Annotated in this window: 15 protein-coding genes; 9 read left to right on the top strand and 6 right to left on the bottom strand. The window is 65.1% G+C overall.

What is annotated here, in order from left to right; translation table 11 throughout:
• Positions 1–144: 144 nt before the first annotated feature.
• Positions 145–1,314: an acyl-CoA dehydrogenase family protein gene (locus tag QP413_RS08555; protein WP_015381430.1), complete on the bottom strand. Its 1,170-nt coding sequence runs from the start codon at positions 1,312–1,314 to the stop codon at positions 145–147.
• Between the two features lie 155 nt (positions 1,315–1,469).
• Here QP413_RS08555 and QP413_RS08550 point away from each other — a divergent pair, with 155 nt between their 5' ends.
• From QP413_RS08550 to QP413_RS08520, 7 genes are all read left to right on the top strand, one after another.
• Positions 1,470–2,216 carry a DUF4232 domain-containing protein gene (locus tag QP413_RS08550; RefSeq protein ID WP_284781452.1) on the top strand — a complete coding sequence of 249 codons (747 nt, stop codon included), beginning with the start codon at positions 1,470–1,472 and terminating at the stop codon, positions 2,214–2,216.
• A gap of 37 nt (positions 2,217–2,253) precedes the next feature.
• Positions 2,254–4,164: a hypothetical protein gene (locus QP413_RS08545; protein WP_284781451.1), complete on the top strand. Its 1,911-nt coding sequence runs from the start codon at positions 2,254–2,256 to the stop codon at positions 4,162–4,164.
• 73 nt (positions 4,165–4,237) lie between these two features.
• Complete coding sequence (locus tag QP413_RS08540; RefSeq protein ID WP_284781450.1) at positions 4,238–5,164, top strand: DUF808 domain-containing protein; 927 nt, start codon at positions 4,238–4,240, stop codon at positions 5,162–5,164.
• 7 nt (positions 5,165–5,171) lie between these two features.
• Entirely contained in the window at positions 5,172–6,047 is an 876-nt protein-coding gene (locus QP413_RS08535) for a patatin family protein (protein WP_148820451.1), read from the top strand.
• Between the two features lie 133 nt (positions 6,048–6,180).
• On the top strand, positions 6,181–7,578 hold the full coding sequence (locus tag QP413_RS08530) for an HAD-IC family P-type ATPase (RefSeq protein WP_284781449.1): 1,398 nt from the start codon (positions 6,181–6,183) through the stop codon (positions 7,576–7,578).
• A gap of 191 nt (positions 7,579–7,769) precedes the next feature.
• Positions 7,770–9,518: a thiamine pyrophosphate-dependent enzyme gene (locus tag QP413_RS08525; protein WP_284781448.1), complete on the top strand. Its 1,749-nt coding sequence runs from the start codon at positions 7,770–7,772 to the stop codon at positions 9,516–9,518.
• A gap of 30 nt (positions 9,519–9,548) precedes the next feature.
• On the top strand, positions 9,549–10,907 hold the full coding sequence (locus QP413_RS08520) for a hypothetical protein (RefSeq protein WP_284781447.1): 1,359 nt from the start codon (positions 9,549–9,551) through the stop codon (positions 10,905–10,907).
• On the opposite strand, the gene QP413_RS08515 is transcribed toward QP413_RS08520, so the two are convergent.
• From QP413_RS08515 to QP413_RS08500, 4 genes are all read right to left on the bottom strand, one after another.
• Positions 10,904–11,893 (bottom strand): TIGR00730 family Rossman fold protein, encoded by a 990-nt coding sequence (locus tag QP413_RS08515; protein ID WP_284781446.1) that lies wholly within the window; start codon positions 11,891–11,893, stop codon positions 10,904–10,906. The genes QP413_RS08520 and QP413_RS08515 overlap by 4 nt on opposite strands.
• 146 nt (positions 11,894–12,039) lie before the next feature.
• Positions 12,040–12,444, bottom strand: coding sequence for a cupin domain-containing protein (locus tag QP413_RS08510; RefSeq protein WP_012359897.1), 405 nt, complete (start codon positions 12,442–12,444; stop codon positions 12,040–12,042).
• 141 nt (positions 12,445–12,585) lie between these two features.
• Positions 12,586–13,470, bottom strand: a complete 885-nt coding sequence (locus tag QP413_RS08505) for a trypsin-like serine protease (RefSeq protein ID WP_284781445.1) — start codon at positions 13,468–13,470, stop codon at positions 12,586–12,588.
• Complete coding sequence (locus QP413_RS08500; protein WP_284781444.1) at positions 13,451–14,338, bottom strand: DUF418 domain-containing protein; 888 nt, start codon at positions 14,336–14,338, stop codon at positions 13,451–13,453. Before QP413_RS08500 ends, QP413_RS08505 begins: the two co-directional genes overlap by 20 nt.
• A gap of 82 nt (positions 14,339–14,420) precedes the next feature.
• On the opposite strand from QP413_RS08500, the gene QP413_RS08495 reads away from it, so the two are divergent.
• Positions 14,421–15,089, top strand: coding sequence for a response regulator transcription factor (locus tag QP413_RS08495; RefSeq protein WP_336620851.1), 669 nt, complete (start codon positions 14,421–14,423; stop codon positions 15,087–15,089).
• Positions 15,086–16,120: a HAMP domain-containing sensor histidine kinase gene (locus QP413_RS08490; protein ID WP_284781442.1), complete on the top strand. Its 1,035-nt coding sequence runs from the start codon at positions 15,086–15,088 to the stop codon at positions 16,118–16,120. The genes QP413_RS08495 and QP413_RS08490 overlap by 4 nt, the downstream gene beginning before the upstream one ends.
• Before the next feature lie 27 nt (positions 16,121–16,147).
• On the opposite strand, the gene QP413_RS08485 is transcribed toward QP413_RS08490, so the two are convergent.
• On the bottom strand, positions 16,148–16,588 hold the full coding sequence (locus QP413_RS08485; protein ID WP_070757479.1) for a YtoQ family protein: 441 nt from the start codon (positions 16,586–16,588) through the stop codon (positions 16,148–16,150).
• Between the last annotated feature and the right edge of the window lie 79 nt (positions 16,589–16,667).

Raw genomic sequence — 16,667 nt, 5'->3', positions numbered from 1 at the left:
CCTAGCTACTCCCGGGAGGCGTGTGAACGTCCTGCTGCGTGGCTCCATGCGCAGCGCTCTTCCGGGCTGCGCACAAAAGAAAACCCGCCCCGGGCGCTGTGCGGCGCTCCGGGACGGATCAGTGGGCTACGGCCCGTTGCGGTGTTAACCCAGAATCTGGCGGCCCATCACCATGCGGCAGATCTGGTTGGTGCCCTCGTAGATCTGGGTGATCTTGGCGTCGCGCATCATGCGCTCCACCGGGAAGTCACGGGTGAAGCCGTAACCACCGAGCAGCTGAACCGCGTCAACGGTGACCTCCATCGCGACGTCGGAGGCGAAGGCCTTGGAACCGGCGGCCATCAGGCCCAGTCGCTCCCCACCCTCGGCGACCCCGCGCTCCGCGTTGGACGCTGCGGTGTAGATCATCAGCCGGGCGGCGTCGATCTTCATCTTCATATCCGCAAGCATGAACTGGGTGTTCTGGAAGTCCGCGATGGCCTTCCCAAACTGCTTGCGTTCCTTGACATATGCCACGGCCTGGTCGAATGCGCCCTGGGCGATGCCGAGAGCCTGCGCGCCAATGGTCGGACGGGTGTGGTCCAGGGTTTGCAGGGCGGTCTTGAAGCCCGTCCCCTCCTCGCCGATCATGCGGGAAGCCGGCACGCGGCAGTCCTCGAAGTACAGCTCCGCGGTCGGGGAACCCTTGATGCCGAGCTTGTGCTCAAGGCCACCGACGCGGAATCCCGGATCGTCCTTGTGGACCATGAATGCAGAGATGCCCCGGGCCCCTGCCTCCGGATCAGTGACAGCCATGACGGTGTACCAGGAGGAGCGTCCACCGTTAGTGATGAAGCACTTTGAGCCATTAATGACCCACTCATCGCCGTCGCGCACGGCGCGGGTCTTCATCGCAGCAGCGTCGGAGCCAGCCTCGCGCTCGGTCAGCGCGTAGGAAGCAAGCTCACCGTTGGCGATATCCGGCAGCACTTCCTGCTTCAGCTCCTCGGAGCCGTTGAGGATCAGGCCCATCGTGCCGAGCTTGTTCACTGCCGGGATGAGGGAAGACGAGCCACAGACGCGGGCGATCTCCTCGATCACGATCACAGCAGCGAGGGAGTCCGCCCCCTGGCCACCGCACTCCTCCGGAACGTGGATCGCATTGAACCCGGATTCGTTCAGCGCCTTGAGGGCTTCCTCCGGGAAACGCTCATTTTCATCGACATCCTGCGCGTACGGGGCGATGTCGCGCTCCGCGAGTCCGCGGATGGCTTCGCGCAGCTCCTGGTACTCCTCTGGGAGTTTGAATGGTTCGAAGTCCGGGTTGAATCCCATAGGTGGCCTCCACAAATCGTGTTTAGGAACTGTGTTCTAGATAACTATCTGACACTGTAGCGCGCCATGGGATACCGGGACAGCATTGTCACGATTTCACAACTTTTAACCCTTCCGGTTCTCGGTTTTTCCGCAGCTCAGTTACGCTAAAATTCATGATTCAGTCCCAGCCACGCAGCGACGCCAACCCCGCATCCCAGCTAGGCCGCACGGGCACAAGCCCTTTGCTTACCACTACTACGCCGGACGCAACCACCTCCGGCTCCGCAGGCAAGCAAGCCTCCCGGTGGGCCCGGCGCACCGCTGCAGGGCTGGGTGCCGCAGCACTGGCACTGACCGCCGCCTGCAGCGGGGGATCCGACTCCCCCGAGGACGCCAAACCGCAGTCGCTGTCCTCACAGACGGATCGCGAATCCACCGCCACTGTCCCTTCCGAATCCACTGGCCTGGCGGCCGCCGATGACGAGCGCAAGCGCGACGGCCTGTGCGCCACCCCTGACCTGAAGATCGATACGGACAACATGCAGGGTGCGGCCGGCAGCACCCTGCTGGACATCGTATTCACGAACACTGGCGACGAGGACTGCTCGCTCGAGGGCTACCCCGGGGTAAGTCTGGTGACCGATAACAACGGCACCCAGCTCGGCGCCAGCGCCGAGCGCGAGGAATCCGGCGAGTCCGACAAGGTGACCCTCCAGCCGGGAGGCCGCGCGACCGCATCCGTCCGCATCACAAAGGTCGGGGCGCTGAATCCTGAGGAGTGCAGCCCGAAGGCCGCCGACGGAATCCGTGTCTACCCGCCGGAGGAGACCCGCTCCGCCTATATCGAGCTCAAGGGACTCGAGGGATGCACTGGGAAGGGTAAGTACATGTCCGTCCAGCCGGTGCGCGCCGCCCAGTAGCAGCTGAACAGGGGGTTCCATGGGCTCAGCGAGGTCGGTGCGGTTTGCCGCTTTCGCTATCATTCTCGCCGCCACCGCGCTCAGCGCATACCGGGTGGCTGGCCGAACCCTGTACTGGGATGACTTCCTGATACCCGCCACCTACGGTGCCCCGGAGCAGCTCTCGTTCACGGGGCTGTTCCTCCCCCACGACGGGCACCTCATGCCCGGCGCGATCGCCCTCCAACTAGCGGCCGACCGCACCGCCGCCCTGGAATGGTGGCTGCCGGCCACGCTGATCGTGGTCGGCACCTTTGTGTCTGCTGTGCTGTGGGCTGCCAGTGGGGTCGCTCGAGGTCGCCCGTTGGTGCTCGCCCTGCTGTGTTTCTCCCCATTCCTGGGGGTTGCGCTGGGCTGGTGGTCGGCGGCCATCAACGCGCTGGCCTGGCAAATCACCTGCGCTGTGGCGCTGTTGCTGCTGCGCCGAACGAGGCCGTCTTCTCGCGCTCGGCTTGCAGTGCGCGGTGCTGCTGTTGCTGCCGCTGTCTTCGCTGGGCTGCTATTCACGGAGAAGGCTCTCTCGATCCTTCCCCTGCTCACCGCATTGGCGCTGTTCTTCCCGTCCTTCCTCTATCCCCGGTGTCAGGACGTCGCGTCGCGACGCATGCGGGTCCTCACCCTTGCGCCTGGGTGGTTGGTCACCGCCGCGTGGGCGGTGCTCTATGTTGCGGTGACGCGGACTGCGCCGTCCACCGGGGAGGCGTCGGGGTCCGCGGTGTGGGGTGCGGTACCGCGGGCGCTGCGGGACGCAGTTCTCCCCGGGGTTCTCGGTGGGCCGTGGAGCTTTGAGCGTTGGGCGCCTGGTGGCAGCTTCGCCTCCCCCTCGGCTGCAGTGGGCTGGCTCGCTGCGGTCGGGGCCATCGTACTCGTGGCGGTGTGGCTTTTCCGGCATGGCCAGGGGCCCGTTGGCACTCGGCTGCGGGCCGGCGGGCTGGTGCTCTCCTTGGGTTACCTGGCGCTGGTTTTCCTCGCCCTAGCTCTGGCCCGCTCTGGCGCCAACACGGCGGACGTGATCACCGCCTCGCTGCATTATTACGCTGATGCCTTCACCGCGGCCGTCCTGTTGTGCACCGCGGCTGCCGTGCAGGCGAAGGCCCGAGCGCTCCCCGACCATCGGATCGCTGGCCACGCGGCGGCAGCTGATGGGGACCCGCGGACAAGCACCACGCGCCGTCATGGCACCAAGGGCAAGTCCCAGGCTCCGCATGCCCGCACTATCGTGCAGGCCGTCCTCGTCGTGGGATTCATCGCCTCCTCCACCGCCACGACCGTCAGCTACCTGGATAGCTGGCATGACGATGAGACCGCCGAGTGGCTGCGCACCGTCACGTCCAGCCTGCGGGCTGCGCCCGCCCCGCTTCTGCCGCAGCCCGTCCCGGCCATGATCGCGAACCGCTACGACGGCCCGCGGGTCGACATCGGCGAGGTCGCCCGCTCCCTGCCTGATTGGCCCGGCGTGTCAGCCGGGACGCCACGCCCCATGTTCCTTAATGACGAGGGGAAGCTGGTGGCCGCGGACGTCCTGAAACTCGCGGTCAACGAGCAACCAGGCGGCAAAAAATGCGGACAGCGGATCCCCCTCAACGAACCGACGCTGGTCAAGCTCAGCGCGCCGCTGAAGTTCGGCGAGTGGACCTGGGTGCTGAACACCACGGCGAGCACCCCCGTCACGCTGCGCATCCTGACCCCCAATGGGCTCGAAAGCTACGAGGATTCCCTGGCCCGCGCGCACCGGGTCGCGGTCCCCGCCGAACTGAACCAACAGCACGTGCGGGTCTCCGGGGGCGGAAACACGATCGAAGTTCTGGCGACCCCACAGCAGCGCTCCGCCCCCGCGAGCGGTAACTATGTGTGCCTGGGAGCAGGCGAAATCGGTCCGCTCCTCCCGGTAGAGCGCTCCGCGCACTAAACTTGAGCCTTCTTGGCAATCCGGGCGGGCGCGACTGCGCCCCGCCTCAGAACCGAAAGGCAACAACCGGACTATGGCAGGTGGACTCGCCGCCCTCTTGGATGACGTCGCGCTGATCGCGAAAAAGGCAGCGGCCACGGTGGATGACGTCGCTGCGGCCGCCGGGCGCACGAGCGCGAAGGCGGCGGGCGTGGTTGTCGACGACGCCGCGGTGACCCCAAAGTTCGTTCAGGGCGTGACCCCTGCCCGGGAGCTGCCGATCATCTTCCGCATCGGGCGCGGCTCGCTATTCAACAAGCTCGTGATCATCCTGCCGCTCGCGCTGCTGCTGAGCTGGCTCGCCCCGTGGGCGCTGATGCCCCTGTTGATGGTGGGCGGGTTCTACCTCTCCTTTGAGGGGGCGGAAAAGGTCGCCGAGAAGCTCGGAATCGTCGCGCATCACGACGCCGAGAGCGAAGAGGTCGTCGAGGAGGACGCGCTGGTCAAGCAGGCCACCCTCACGGACTTCATCCTCTCGGCGGAGATCATGGTCATCTCGCTGAACGAGGTGGCCACCGAGCCGTTCTTAAACCGCACCCTCATCCTCATCGTCGTCGCCTTGGCGATCACGCTCGGTGTCTACGGCTTCGTGGGCCTGCTGGTGAAGATCGACGATATCGGGTTGCGGCTCATCGCCACCAACAAGCCCGCGGTCGCCCGTTTCGGCCGGGGCTTGGTCACGGCGATGCCGAAGGTCCTGAACACCATCGCGGTGATCGGCACCTTCGCGATGCTGTGGGTGGGCGGCCACATCCTGCTCTCCGGCTTCGACGAGCTGGGCTGGCATTGGCCACACGAGGTCGCCGCGGCAGCCAGCGACGCAGTGGCCGGTTGGGGTGGTTTCGCCTCCTGGCTCGCGGAAACCCTGTGTAGCCTCGGATTTGGGCTGGTCGCCGGGTTCATCGTGCTTGGCATCGTCGTTGGGTGCAGGGCGATCGCGACGTCGATAAAGAAGAAGTAGGGAAAACATGCTGGATGCAAGAAACGTTGCCCTCGTTCTGGAGGGCGGTGGTATGCGCAATAGTTACACCGCGGCCTGCATCGATCAGCTGCTCGCCCATGGGGTGAAGTTCGGCTGGGTCGGCGGGGTGAGCGCGGGCGCCTCGCACACCGTGAACTTCCTCTCCGGCGACCGGCTGCGTGCCCGCGAGAGCTTCATCACCCTGCCTGCCCACCCCGCGGCGGGCGGGATGTCTTCCTTCATCCGGGGCAACGGCTATTTCAACTCGGACTTCATCTACGAGCAGGCCGCGCTGCCGAATGCATCCATCCCCTTCAATTTCGAAACCTTCTTCGCGGACGACACCCCCTTTTCGATCAGCGCGTTGCGGGCCGACACGGGAGAGACGGTCTCCTGGGGTCGCGGTGATCAGAAAGACGACGCGGACCTGATGCGGCAGGTGCGAGCCAGTTCCACGATCCCCGCCCTGATGCCAACGGCCTTCGTCGACGGGGTTCCCTACGTGGACGGTGCGCTGGGCGACACGGGTGGCCTCGTGCTGCCGAACGCGATCGAAGCCGGCTTCGATAAATTCCTCATTCTGGCGACGAAGCCCCGCAACTACACCCGCCCGGCGATGAACTCACCGCAGTTGGTGCGGCTGTTCAACCGCAAGTACCCGGCGGTGGCGGAGGCGGCGCTGACGAGGCACGAGCGCTATAACGCGGTGCGGGAGCAGATGACCGAGCTGGAACGCCAGGGTAAGGCCATGATCTTCTACCCGGAGAACATGATGGTCACCAGTACCGAGCGCAAGGTTCGCGCGCTGCGGCGCAACTACGCGTTGGGGATGCAGCAGACGATGCGCGAACTCCCCCGGTGGTTGGAGTTTCTGCGGGACTAGCCCCGCTGTGCAGGGATCACGGTATGAATTAGGACTAAACTCCAAGTCTCAGCTTTCAGTGAACCGGCATAACGGCAGTTCAGATAGGCTATCCTTGCTGACAAGGCACACATTAATAGGCGAATATGTGTGTATGCTTAAAAATCTCCAACGCTACTGGCTGGTCTACCTCGCGCTGGTCGTCCTGGCCACGACGGGTGCGCTCCGGCTGATGGAGCAGCCAGTCGCCGCACAGTGGCTCGCCTCAATCTTCATCGTGGCGGTGATCCTCTGGGTGGGTGCGGACATGATCCGCGACCTCCTGCGCGGGCACACCGGCCTGGATATCCTCGCCGTGGTGTCGATGACAGCCACCTTGCTGGTGGGAGAGTATGTTGCGGGCCTGATCATCGTCATCATGATCACCGGGGGCGAGGCCTTGGAGGACTCCGCTCAAGCCCGCGCGGAGCGCAACCTCACGACTCTTCTGAACCGCGCCCCGCAATACGCCCTTCGTCTGATTTCGGCGGACTCCGACGAGATCGAGGAGATCGCCGTGGCGGAGATCGCGGTCGGGGACTCCATCTTGGTTCGCCCCTCCGAGCAGATCCCAGTGGATGGCACGCTGCTCTCCGAGCATGCCAGCGTGGACGAGTCCGCACTGACCGGCGAGCCCCTCAGCGTGGATAAGGCCGCCGGCGACAAGCTGATGTCTGGTTCCCTGGCTGGCCAGGGCGCCCTTCGGCTGCGGGCGGGCCGCGTGGCCGCGGACTCGCAGTACCAGCGGATCATCGACCTGGTGGCCACGGATTTCGAAGAAATCGCCACGAATGGTGTGGCTGCCGAGGTCGGTCGGCACCAGGTGCGGGTCGGCAAGTTGAGCTTCATCCAACAGATCGACCCGGCGGCACAGGCCGCAGAGGTGCTCTCCGGGGAGACGGTGGCCTATGTCGCGATTGATGGCCGATTCGCAGGAGCACTGCACCTGGCAGACCAGGTGCGCCCGGAAGCGAGCGCATTGATTCGCTGGCTGCGCAGCCAGGGGGTGGACAAGTTCGCAATGCTCACCGGGGACGCAAAGCCCACGGCACAGGCCGTGGCCGAAAAACTGGGAATCAACGAGGTCCACGCGGGGCTGCTGCCGAAGGACAAGGTGGAGCTGGCGGGCAACCTCGCTCCCCACCCGACGATGATGGTCGGCGACGGCATCAATGACGCTCCGGTGCTCGCCGCCGCAGACGTCGGGGTCGCCCTCGGTGTGCGGGGAACGACGGCGGCTGGCGAGGCCGCGGACGCCGTCATCCTGAAGAACAGCCTCGCTCCCCTGGCCGAGGCGATCGCGATCGCTCGGCACACGCTGCGGACTGCTAAGACCGCAATCATCATTGGTATCGCGCTGTCGGTGGGTCTGATGTTGGTGGCCGCCTTCGGCTACATTCCGGCGGTTGCGGGTGCACTGCTCCAGGAAGTCGTGGACCTAGCAGCGATCCTGTACGCGCTGAGGGCGCTACAGGCGCCAGTGGCCAATCTCGAAGGTTCCGCACAGCGCTAGTCGCATCGCCAATTCTTCGCCTGCTCCCCATGCTGGGGCGCTGCGCACGCTCTGCAGGCTTCTGACCCGGCCGTTACAGTGGGACTCAAAGGGCACCACTGTGGCTGGTCGCCCCGGACCGGCAACCAGCCGCAACTGCCCCTATAAGAAACACAGAAACTTAGGTCTGAATTCAAGGAGCGATTGAAACCATGGCTATGACAGTTGGCGAAATGATGGTTACGGCCCTGGCCGAGCACGGGGTCTCCAAGGTCTGGGGCGTGGTGGGTGATGCCCTCAACCCCATCACGGACGCGATCCGGCGCGAGGATCGCATTGACTGGATCGGTGTGCGTCACGAGGAGGCCGGCGCCTTCGCGGCCTCTGCGCAGGCACAGCTCACCGGTGAACTCGGGGTGGTCATGGGCACCGTCGGCCCCGGCGCGATCCACCTGCTCAACGGGCTTTATGATGCTCAGAAGTCCCACGCGCCGGTGCTGGCCATCGTGGGCCAGGTCCCGCAGGCCTCCATCGGGACGAACTTCTTCCAGGAGGTCAACAACGACCGCCTCTTCGACGACGTCTCCGTCTTCACCGCGACGGTCACCACCGCCGAGCAGATGCCCTACCTTTTCGAGCAGGCCGTGAACGCCGCGATCGCGCAGAGCGGCGTGGCAGTGTTGAGCATTCCCGCCGATGTGGGCGGCCTGACTCTGCCCAAGGAGGCCACCATCCCACGCTTCGCGCCAAAGCCCACGGGGTCTACCCCGTCGGCTGATCGGATCGGCGAGGCAGTCAACGCGTTGCAGTCGGCGGAGAAGGTCTCGCTGCTGGTCGGCCGCGGGGCGCAGAACTCCCGTGAGGAGCTACTGGAGCTGGCAGAGATCTTGGACTCCCCGATGGTGCTGACACTTAAGGGCAAGGAGTTCCTGGAGGATGAGAACCCGTGGCAGTTGGGTCAATCAGGGCTGATTGGTAACCCGGCGGCGATTAAGGCCATGGAGGAATCCGACACGATCTTCATGATCGGCACGGACTTCCCCTACCGGGAGTGGATCCCCTCCGGCAAGCAGATGATCCAGCTGGATATCAACGCCAGCCACATCGGTCGCCGCGCCCAGATCGACGTCGCCCTGGTCGGTGACGCCACCGAAAGCCTCCGCCTGCTGATCGGCGCGCTGCGCAGCGCCGGCGTCGAAAAGGATGCGAAGGACTGGGCAGAAGGGCTGCGTAAGCGCTACGAGCGCTGGCTGGACGGGCAGAAGAAGCTCGCTAACCCGCACTTCGATGAAACGCTGCTCGGCAAACTGCGTTCGCTGGGCGATAACCCCAGCAAGCGGATCCGCCCGGAGGGTGTGGCCACCGCGCTGGACGAGGTCTGCGCCGACGATGCGATCTTCACCTCGGATACCGGAATGTCGACGGTGTGGCCCTCCCGGCTGCTGCCGATGCGTGGCACCCGGCGCCTGATCGGCTCCTATAACTTGGGTTCGATGGCCAACGCCTTGCCGATGGCGCTGGGCGCGCAGGCAGAGTACCCGGATCGCCAGGTCGTGGCCATGGCCGGCGATGGTGGGCTCATGATGTTGGCGGGCGATCTGCGCACCGCGGTGACCTACGATTTGCCTATCACCGTCGTGGTTTTCAACAACACGAAACTCGGCATGGTGAAGCTGGAAATGGAACAGGTCGGCCTTCCGGAGTACGGTACTGATTTGGATAATCCAGACTTCGCTGAACTTGGCCGTGCCATGGGCCTGGAGGCGGTGCAGGTCTCCGAGCCAGAGGAACTGGCCGAAGCCCTGCGCACTGCGGTGCACTCCCCCAAGCCCTACCTGGTCGAAGTTCTCACCAACCCCGACGAGGTGTCGGTGCCGGGCGAAATCGAACCCTCCCAGGTTTATGGTTTCGCCCGGGCGAAGGCGCTAGAGCTCCTTCCGGATGTGAACTTCCGGAAGTAGCGGGAAGCACCTTCAAGGGAAAAGTTAAGAATGAGAAGCATCAAAATTGGGTTGGCGCTCGTCGGGCTACTGGTCGGCGCTGGCTTCGCAACCGGCAAGGAAGTTACCCAGTACTTCGTCAGCTTCGGCACGATGGGTGTGTGGGGTGTGCTCGTCGCAGCCATCACCACCGCCGGTGCCGCGATCGTGGCGATGACGGCGGGAAGTTTCTTCCTCGCCGAGGAGCACTCCTCCGTATTCAACCGCATCTCGCACCCGATCATCTCCAAGGTGATGGATGCGGGAGCGACCGTCACCCAATTCGCGATTGGCTTCATCATGATCGCCGGCGCCGGGGCCGTCGTCGAGCAGCAATGGGGCATTCAGCCCTGGATCGGCGCCCTGAGCCTGACGATCATCATCGCCCTGGTGGGTTTGTTAGACGTGGACCGCGTCTCGACGATCATCGGCGGAGCGACGCCGCTGATCGTCGTGGTGATCCTCATCGTCTTCGTGTGGGTGCTGCTGAATAAACCGGACGGCTCTTTCACGGAGCTGGCTGCCATCGGAGCACAAAACGAGTCCCCAGTGCGGCCATGGTGGCTCTCCGCCCTGAACTACACGGGCATGACGCTAGCCACCGGCATCAGCATGATCCTGGTCATCGGTGGCGATAGCGCCAACATGCAGAACGCGATCCGCGGTGGCCTGCTGGGTGGGCTGATCTACAGCACCATGGTGGTCATCGAGGTCATCATGCTGCTGCTGGCCGCCCCACTGGTCCTCGGCTCCGACGTCCCGATCCTCGCACTGACGACGCACATCACACCGTGGTTCAGCCACTTCGCCAGCGTGGTCGTAGTGTTCATGGTTTTCAACACAGCGCTGGGCATGTTCTATGCCCTGGGACGCCGCCTGACCGCCAAGAAGCCGGAGGCCTACCGCCCGGTGTACCTGCTGGGTGTGCTGGTCGGCTTCGGCGTGAGCTTCGTGGGCTTCGGCGACCTGGTCAACATCGTCTTCCCGATCCTGGGCTGGATCGGCATGGTCATCGTGGGCGCGTTGATCCTGTGGCGCTTCAAGACGGCCAGCCGCATCGAGGCAGAGGGCAAGGCCCGCTCCCGCATCTGGAAGTTCGCCACGGCTCCGGCCAAGGCCTCGACCCGCGACCTGCGCCGCATCGCAACACTGATCCGCGGTACCGCGCCGGAGAATGAGCGCTTCCGTGAGAAGCTGCAGGATGAGCTGGAGCAGCAGCACGAGGGCGAATACGAGGACTCCCCGGAGGCTGCCCAGCACCAGGAGATGCTCGACAAGCTCGAGCAGATCGACGAGCAGCACCGCGCCAAGGAGAACTCCGCTGCGGATCAGACCACGGGCGCTGCAGCGTACGCGCCGAAGCAGAGCTAGGACCAGCGTGGGCGCGGCGGCTGCCAGCCTTCGAAGCGCTCCAAGGTCTCGGCCGCGCCCTCGGTGAGGATCAGCGAATCAAAATCCGCCGCGCGGATGAAGCCCTCGCCGGCCATCGCGGCCAGCCCCGTGACCAGCGGCTGCCAGAACCGGGAGTTACACAACGCCACTGGCTTGCCGTGGGTGCCTAGCTGGAGGCCGCTCCACACCTCGAAGACCTCGTCGAGGGTGCCCACCCCACCCGGTAGCGCGACGAAGCCGTCTGCCAGGTCGGTCATTACTTGCTTGCGCTCGGCCATGGAGTCCACCACCAGCAGCGCGGAAAGCCCGGGGTGAGCGATCTCCTCATCCACCAGGTGCCGCGGCATCACGCCGACCACATGCCCGCCGTTTTCTAGGACGCCGTCGGCGATCTCCCCCATCAGCCCGACGTGGCCGCCGCCGTAGACCAAGGTGATGTCGCGGTCCGCCAGCTGCTGGCCGAACTCGCGGGCCTGTGCCACGTACTTCTCCCCCATGCCGGTCTTCGCACCGGTGAACACGGTCAGCGAATTGATCCTGCGCTTCAGCGCAGGCCCGATGCGCTGGGCCAGCAGCGGGGCGAGCTGTTCATCCAGCTCCTCGGGTGTGGTGATGTCCAGCCACCGGGTCTCCGCGATCTCTGCTTGGCCACCGGCCACCTGCCCCAGCGCCTCGTTGTACGGGTGGGTGTACACGGTGCTGCGCACCTTAAAACCCTCCTCGTTGGCAGCCTGCGCGCTGAAGATGCCTAGGAAGCTCAGGTCTTCCTCCTTGAGCTCCACCCCGATCTCCTCGGCGGCCTCCCGCGTGGCAGCCTGCGCACTGGACTCCCCGGCTTCCGGCTTGCCGCCGGGCAGCTGGAAGTAGGGCGAGCCCTCCTTGCGCACACAGAGCACCCGGCCCTGGGGGTCCTGGATCACGGTGGCGCTGACGGTGATGAGTCTTTCGGATTCAGTGCTGCTCACGGGGTCCTTTCGGTGGGGATTGGCGTCTAAAAAGGGCTCGAAACAGGCCCTGGAAAAGAACGGGAAGGGAAGGTTCACGATAACAAGACGGCAAAAGCGCCCGACCGGTAGGCCGGGCGCTTTGTCTTGAGCGCGAAGCGTGCTTTCTAGTCGACGTCGTCCGCCTGGGTCTGGTGGACGGTGCCATGCGCGTGGTGCGGCGGTGCGTAGATGCTGTAGAGCTTCATCGGCTCATCACCAATGTTGATGATGTTGTGCCAGGTCCCCTTCGGAACGATGACTGCCCAGTCGGCGGAGACCTCCTCGGTGAAGGTCACCTCATCCTTGGACGGGCCCATCTCGACGCGGCCGCGGCCGGACTCGAGGCGCAGGAACTGGTCCTCCTTGGTGTGAACCTCGTGTCCGACGTCCCCGCCCACCGGGATGCTCATCACGGTGACCTGGAACTGTTCCCCGGTCCACAGCGCGGTGCGGAAAGTCTCGTTATCGAGGGTTTCCTTCTCGATATCGACGACGAACGGCTTCGGTCCCTGATCGCGTGTCTCTGCCATGTCTACTCCTTGTCCTTGAGATTTTTCGGTTTAGCCGGCTTCGGCTGAGCCAACGTATTTCCGCGGTTAAACGGCTATACCTCAAGTGTAGGCGCGATCATGCAGGCCCGCCGGGTGAAAAGGCAGGCCGGTAGGCAGGTCTTAGGACTCGCGGCGGCGCAGCAGCAGCCAGGCGCCAGCCGCAACAAGGACGACGACGCCTGCGCCGATGCCGACGTTGCGGGCCGTGTTTCCGGAGTCCTCCGAGGACGCCGCGGCTGCAGGTTCGCTGGAATCTTCCTTCTGGTCGCCGCTCTTCGCATCACCGCCGCCGATGATCCCGCGGATCCAGTCGGCCTGCTCTGCCACTGGTGCGACAGAGACAGCAGCGTTCGACTTCATCTCCTCCTCCGTCGGGTTCTCCGGGTCCTCGAACAGACCTGCGGACATGATGCCGGCAACCTTGCCGTCAGCAAAGATCGCACCACCGGAGTCGCCCGGCTGGATGCGCGCACCGTCCTTCAGGGCAACGTCGAGGGCCTTCGGAGCCTCGTAGAGCGCGAGCGGCGAGTCACCGCGGACCTTTGCCTTGGCGGACGGCAGCTTGGTGGAACCACCGGAGCCATCGGAAGACCAGCCGTAAATGTTGACGTCCCCGGTGGGCACCTCATCCGCGACCTCAGCGAAGGTCTCCAGGTTGATCTCCTGCTCAGTGTGGAGCAGGGCGATGTCCCCGCGTGGGGCGGCCTCGTGACGGTCCACCTTGTACACCCGCTGGTCGTCGCCCTGGCCGATGCGCACCGAACCGCCCGGCTTGGCGGCTGCGTCGATGCAGTGGCGGGCGGTGATCACCCAGTGGGGGTCGATGGCGGTGCCGGTGCACACGCCCTCTTCAGGGTCAGAATCATCAACGCGGACGGAGACGACCGGCTTTGCCTCTTCGGTGTCCCCGGCGAAGGTCTTGCTCTCCATGGCACCGGCTGGTGCGATGGCGAGTGCTCCTGCTGCGACCACCCCGGCGGCCACGCTAGCTGCGAACTTCTTCATTTTTATCCTTTCCAAACACCGCGGTGATGCGGCGAAGCAGAGTTTCCAGCGGCCCACGGTCACACACCGCGAGCCACGCATAAGAGATGAGGATGGCGCCGCCCAAGCTGATCCAGAAGCCGAACCACTCCGGTGCCAGCCGATCCGCCGTGAGCACGTGGATGCAGTAGATCGTGAGCGGCATACGGCCCAGCGGTGCGAGCCAGCCGATCCAGCGCTGCAGCAGGCAGCACAACGAGCAGATGCCCACCGACGCCCCGATGCTTCCGATGATGTCGCCCAGTCCACCGGTATGGCCGCCGACGTCGAAAAACTCAGGCAGCATGGTGTACCAGCGAAGCGCGAGGTCCACGGCGAAGAGCCCCAGGCCGACAACGAGGCCGAGCCAGAGCAGCTTCGGGCTGAGCATGTGCCGCCGGAAGAGCATCCCGGCGATCATCAGCGCTCCCCACGTCAACGGCGAGTAGGGCCAGAAAGCGGGAATAAGCACCGTCGCGGTGGACGCCAGCACCGCCGATCCAAAGGTCAGCACGCAGGCCAGCCACAGGAGGACGGGCGAGCTCCAGCGCGGCGCCCAGGCGAGCAACGCCATGCAGAGTCCGATGGTTCCGAGCACCACGAACACCTGCCCGGTGAACGGGGCGAGCGTGAAGTGCAGAGCAATCAGGCATAGTCCACGCACGATGAGTTGCGCGGGGCGCGCCCGCATGTAACCCATCGACACCCCGGAAATGAAAGCGAAGAGTGCTGCCGGGAAGCCGTAGAACACCTGGACAGCCACGCCATCCAGGTAGGTCAGGTGGGCGACCATCATGCCGACGAGCGCAACGGCGCGCGCGACGTCGATACCAACGTTTCGGTTCTGCATAGCTGGGACGGTACGCAGGCCGATGTTGCGGGGACGTTAACGCGGGCACAACACCCGTGCCGTTACGATCGATGCCATGACAATCCACGTTCTCGTCGTCGACGACGAAAGCTACCTCGCCGACGCCATTTGCACCGCACTGAACAGCGCAAACATGCAGGCCACTGCTGTCTACGACGGTGCCACCGCGCGCTCATCGATCGACGATACCCGGCCCGACGTCGTCGTCCTGGACCGCGACCTTCCAGGCATCCACGGCGACGACATCTGCCGCTGGGTGGTCGATACCCACCCGGCGACGAGGGTCATCATGCTGACCGCCTCGGGGGCGCTCGACGACCGCCTGGCTGGGTTCGACCTCGGAGCGGATGATTACCTGCCCAAGCCCTTCGAGGTCCCGGAGCTCATCGCGCGGGTCAATGCGCTAGCCAAGCGCAACCTGCCGGTGCGCGGCGAGGTCTACCGGTGCGGCGACGTGCGGCTGGACACCTTCCGCCGCGAGGTCACCCGGGGTGGAGTGGCGGTGCCCTTGAGCCCGAAGGAGTTTGCCGTGCTGGAGGTCCTCATGGAGGCAGCCGGTGGGGTGATTTCCGCCGAGGATCTGCTCGCGGAGGCGTGGGACGAGAATGCCGATCCCTTCACGAATTCCCCGCGCGTAACGGTCTCCCATCTGCGCAAGAAGCTGGGCGAGCCGCGGATCGTGCATACCGTGGCAGGCGCCGGTTACTACGTGGCGGAGGTGCCGCGATGAAGTTGAGCTTGCGGGCACGGATCACCGTGATGTTCTTAGGCACCGTCCTGGGCGTGGGGTTGGCGCTGATTGGCCTGGTGTACGCCTATTTGAAGCTCACGCCGGTGCCTTTCATGGCCCAGATCCCAACCCCGGATGAGGGGCTGGTCATCGATGGGGCGGTGCCGATTGCCGATGAGGTTCTGCGCCGCGTGCTGGTGGTCTCCCTGACCGTATTGGCGCTGCTCACCGCGGTCGCTGGGGTGATCGGTTGGTTCGTGGCTGGGCTCGTGATTAAGCCGCTTCGGGATTTTGCGCACGACGCCGCGACCGTCACCCGGGGTGACTTGAGTGCCCGCATCAGCCACCAGGGCCCTGATGACGAGGTGGGCGAGTTGGCGGATGCGCTGAACGCGATGCTCGACGAGCTGGCGGATGCCCTCGAGCGGCAACGCCGCTTCGCGTCGAACGCCTCCCACGAGCTGAAGACTCCGATCGCGACGATCCAGACGATGGCTGATGTGGCCCTGGCCAGTGGCGATGAGCAGGTGCTGCGGGACACCTTGGGGCGGGTGCGCGAGGTCAATGCACGGGCCGCCGATACCGTGGCTTCGTTGCTACAGCTGGCGAACGTGGACGTCCGGGATCGCCAGGAGCTGGATTTGGCCGCGCTATGCCGTGATATCGGTCGTGGGCAGAGCGTGCCGGTGGCGGCGGAAGCGCTCACGGTGGCCGCCTCCCCCACCCTGGTGCGTCAGGCGGTGGAGAACATGGTGCGCAACGGGCTCACCCACGGCGAGGATCCGTCCGTGACGGTGGCACAGGTGGGTCGGAACGCGGAGATCACCGTGGAGTCAGGTGGGCCGCAGCTGGACGCGGCGGAGGTTCGCACGTGGGTGGAGCCCTTCGCCCGGGCGCAGCGGACCTCGGGGGCCGGTCAGGGCCTGGGGCTGGCGATCGTCGACGCAATTGCTAAGGCCCACGGCGGTTCGGTGGAACTGACTCCGCGGGCTGAAGGTGGGCTCGCCGTGACGCTGCGGCTGCCTGCTTAGAGGGTGAGCGCAGCTCCGGAGTGCCTCTTAGGCTTCGAGCACGTAACGCAGGATCTCCACGACCTGGTCGGTGGTGGTGCACCACGCCTGCGCGGCGGCATCGACTTCCTTGAGCGGGTGGACGATGTCCTCGCCATGCAGCGTGACATAAGGCTTGTCCAGTGCCGCGCAGTAGCCCGCGTCGAAGGCGGCGTTCCACTGCTTGTACTGATCCCCGAAGCGGACGACGACCATGTCGGCCTTCTCGATCAGGGTGCGGGTGCGGATGGAGTTGACCTTCGAGGACTGGTGATCGCGCCAAAAGCCCGCGGGTGCTTCTCCGAGGTGGTCGCCGGCGGCGTCGCTGGCAGGGTGATCGGTCACCGGCGCGGTGAAGACGACGTCGAGCCCGGCGGCCTCCGCGCCGCGCTGGATCTCTTCGCGCCAGTCGGTGTGGATCTCGCCGGACAGGTACACGTTGAAGCTCAAGGCGGGTTAAGTAGCAAAAAGTGTGTCTGATTTTCAGCCTATCTGCTGGTCAGGCCGCATAAAACGGGCTTAAATAAGG

It is taken from the genome of Corynebacterium sp. UMB4614 (assembly GCF_030217065.1).
In the GTDB taxonomy this organism is placed as follows: domain Bacteria; phylum Actinomycetota; class Actinomycetes; order Mycobacteriales; family Mycobacteriaceae; genus Corynebacterium.
This window is presented reverse-complemented; position numbering and strand designations above follow the sequence as displayed.

Bases quoted from the DNA above. Each gene is read 5' to 3' on its own strand.
- QP413_RS08505 (WP_284781445.1), bottom strand. From the start codon at position 13,470: ATGAAGAAGTTCGCAGCTAGCGTGGCCGCCGGGGTGGTCGCAGCAGGA.
- QP413_RS08530 (WP_284781449.1), top strand. From the start codon at position 6,181: ATGCTTAAAAATCTCCAACGCTACTGGCTGGTCTACCTCGCGCTGGTC.
- QP413_RS08490 (WP_284781442.1), top strand. From the start codon at position 15,086: ATGAAGTTGAGCTTGCGGGCACGGATCACCGTGATGTTCTTAGGCACC.
- QP413_RS08555 (WP_015381430.1), bottom strand. From the start codon at position 1,314: ATGGGATTCAACCCGGACTTCGAACCATTCAAACTCCCAGAGGAGTAC.
- QP413_RS08510 (WP_012359897.1), bottom strand. From the start codon at position 12,444: ATGGCAGAGACACGCGATCAGGGACCGAAGCCGTTCGTCGTCGATATC.
- QP413_RS08520 (WP_284781447.1), top strand. From the start codon at position 9,549: ATGAGAAGCATCAAAATTGGGTTGGCGCTCGTCGGGCTACTGGTCGGC.
- QP413_RS08535 (WP_148820451.1), top strand. From the start codon at position 5,172: ATGCTGGATGCAAGAAACGTTGCCCTCGTTCTGGAGGGCGGTGGTATG.
- QP413_RS08500 (WP_284781444.1), bottom strand. From the start codon at position 14,338: ATGCAGAACCGAAACGTTGGTATCGACGTCGCGCGCGCCGTTGCGCTC.
- QP413_RS08540 (WP_284781450.1), top strand. From the start codon at position 4,238: ATGGCAGGTGGACTCGCCGCCCTCTTGGATGACGTCGCGCTGATCGCG.
- QP413_RS08525 (WP_284781448.1), top strand. From the start codon at position 7,770: ATGGCTATGACAGTTGGCGAAATGATGGTTACGGCCCTGGCCGAGCAC.
- QP413_RS08550 (WP_284781452.1), top strand. From the start codon at position 1,470: ATGATTCAGTCCCAGCCACGCAGCGACGCCAACCCCGCATCCCAGCTA.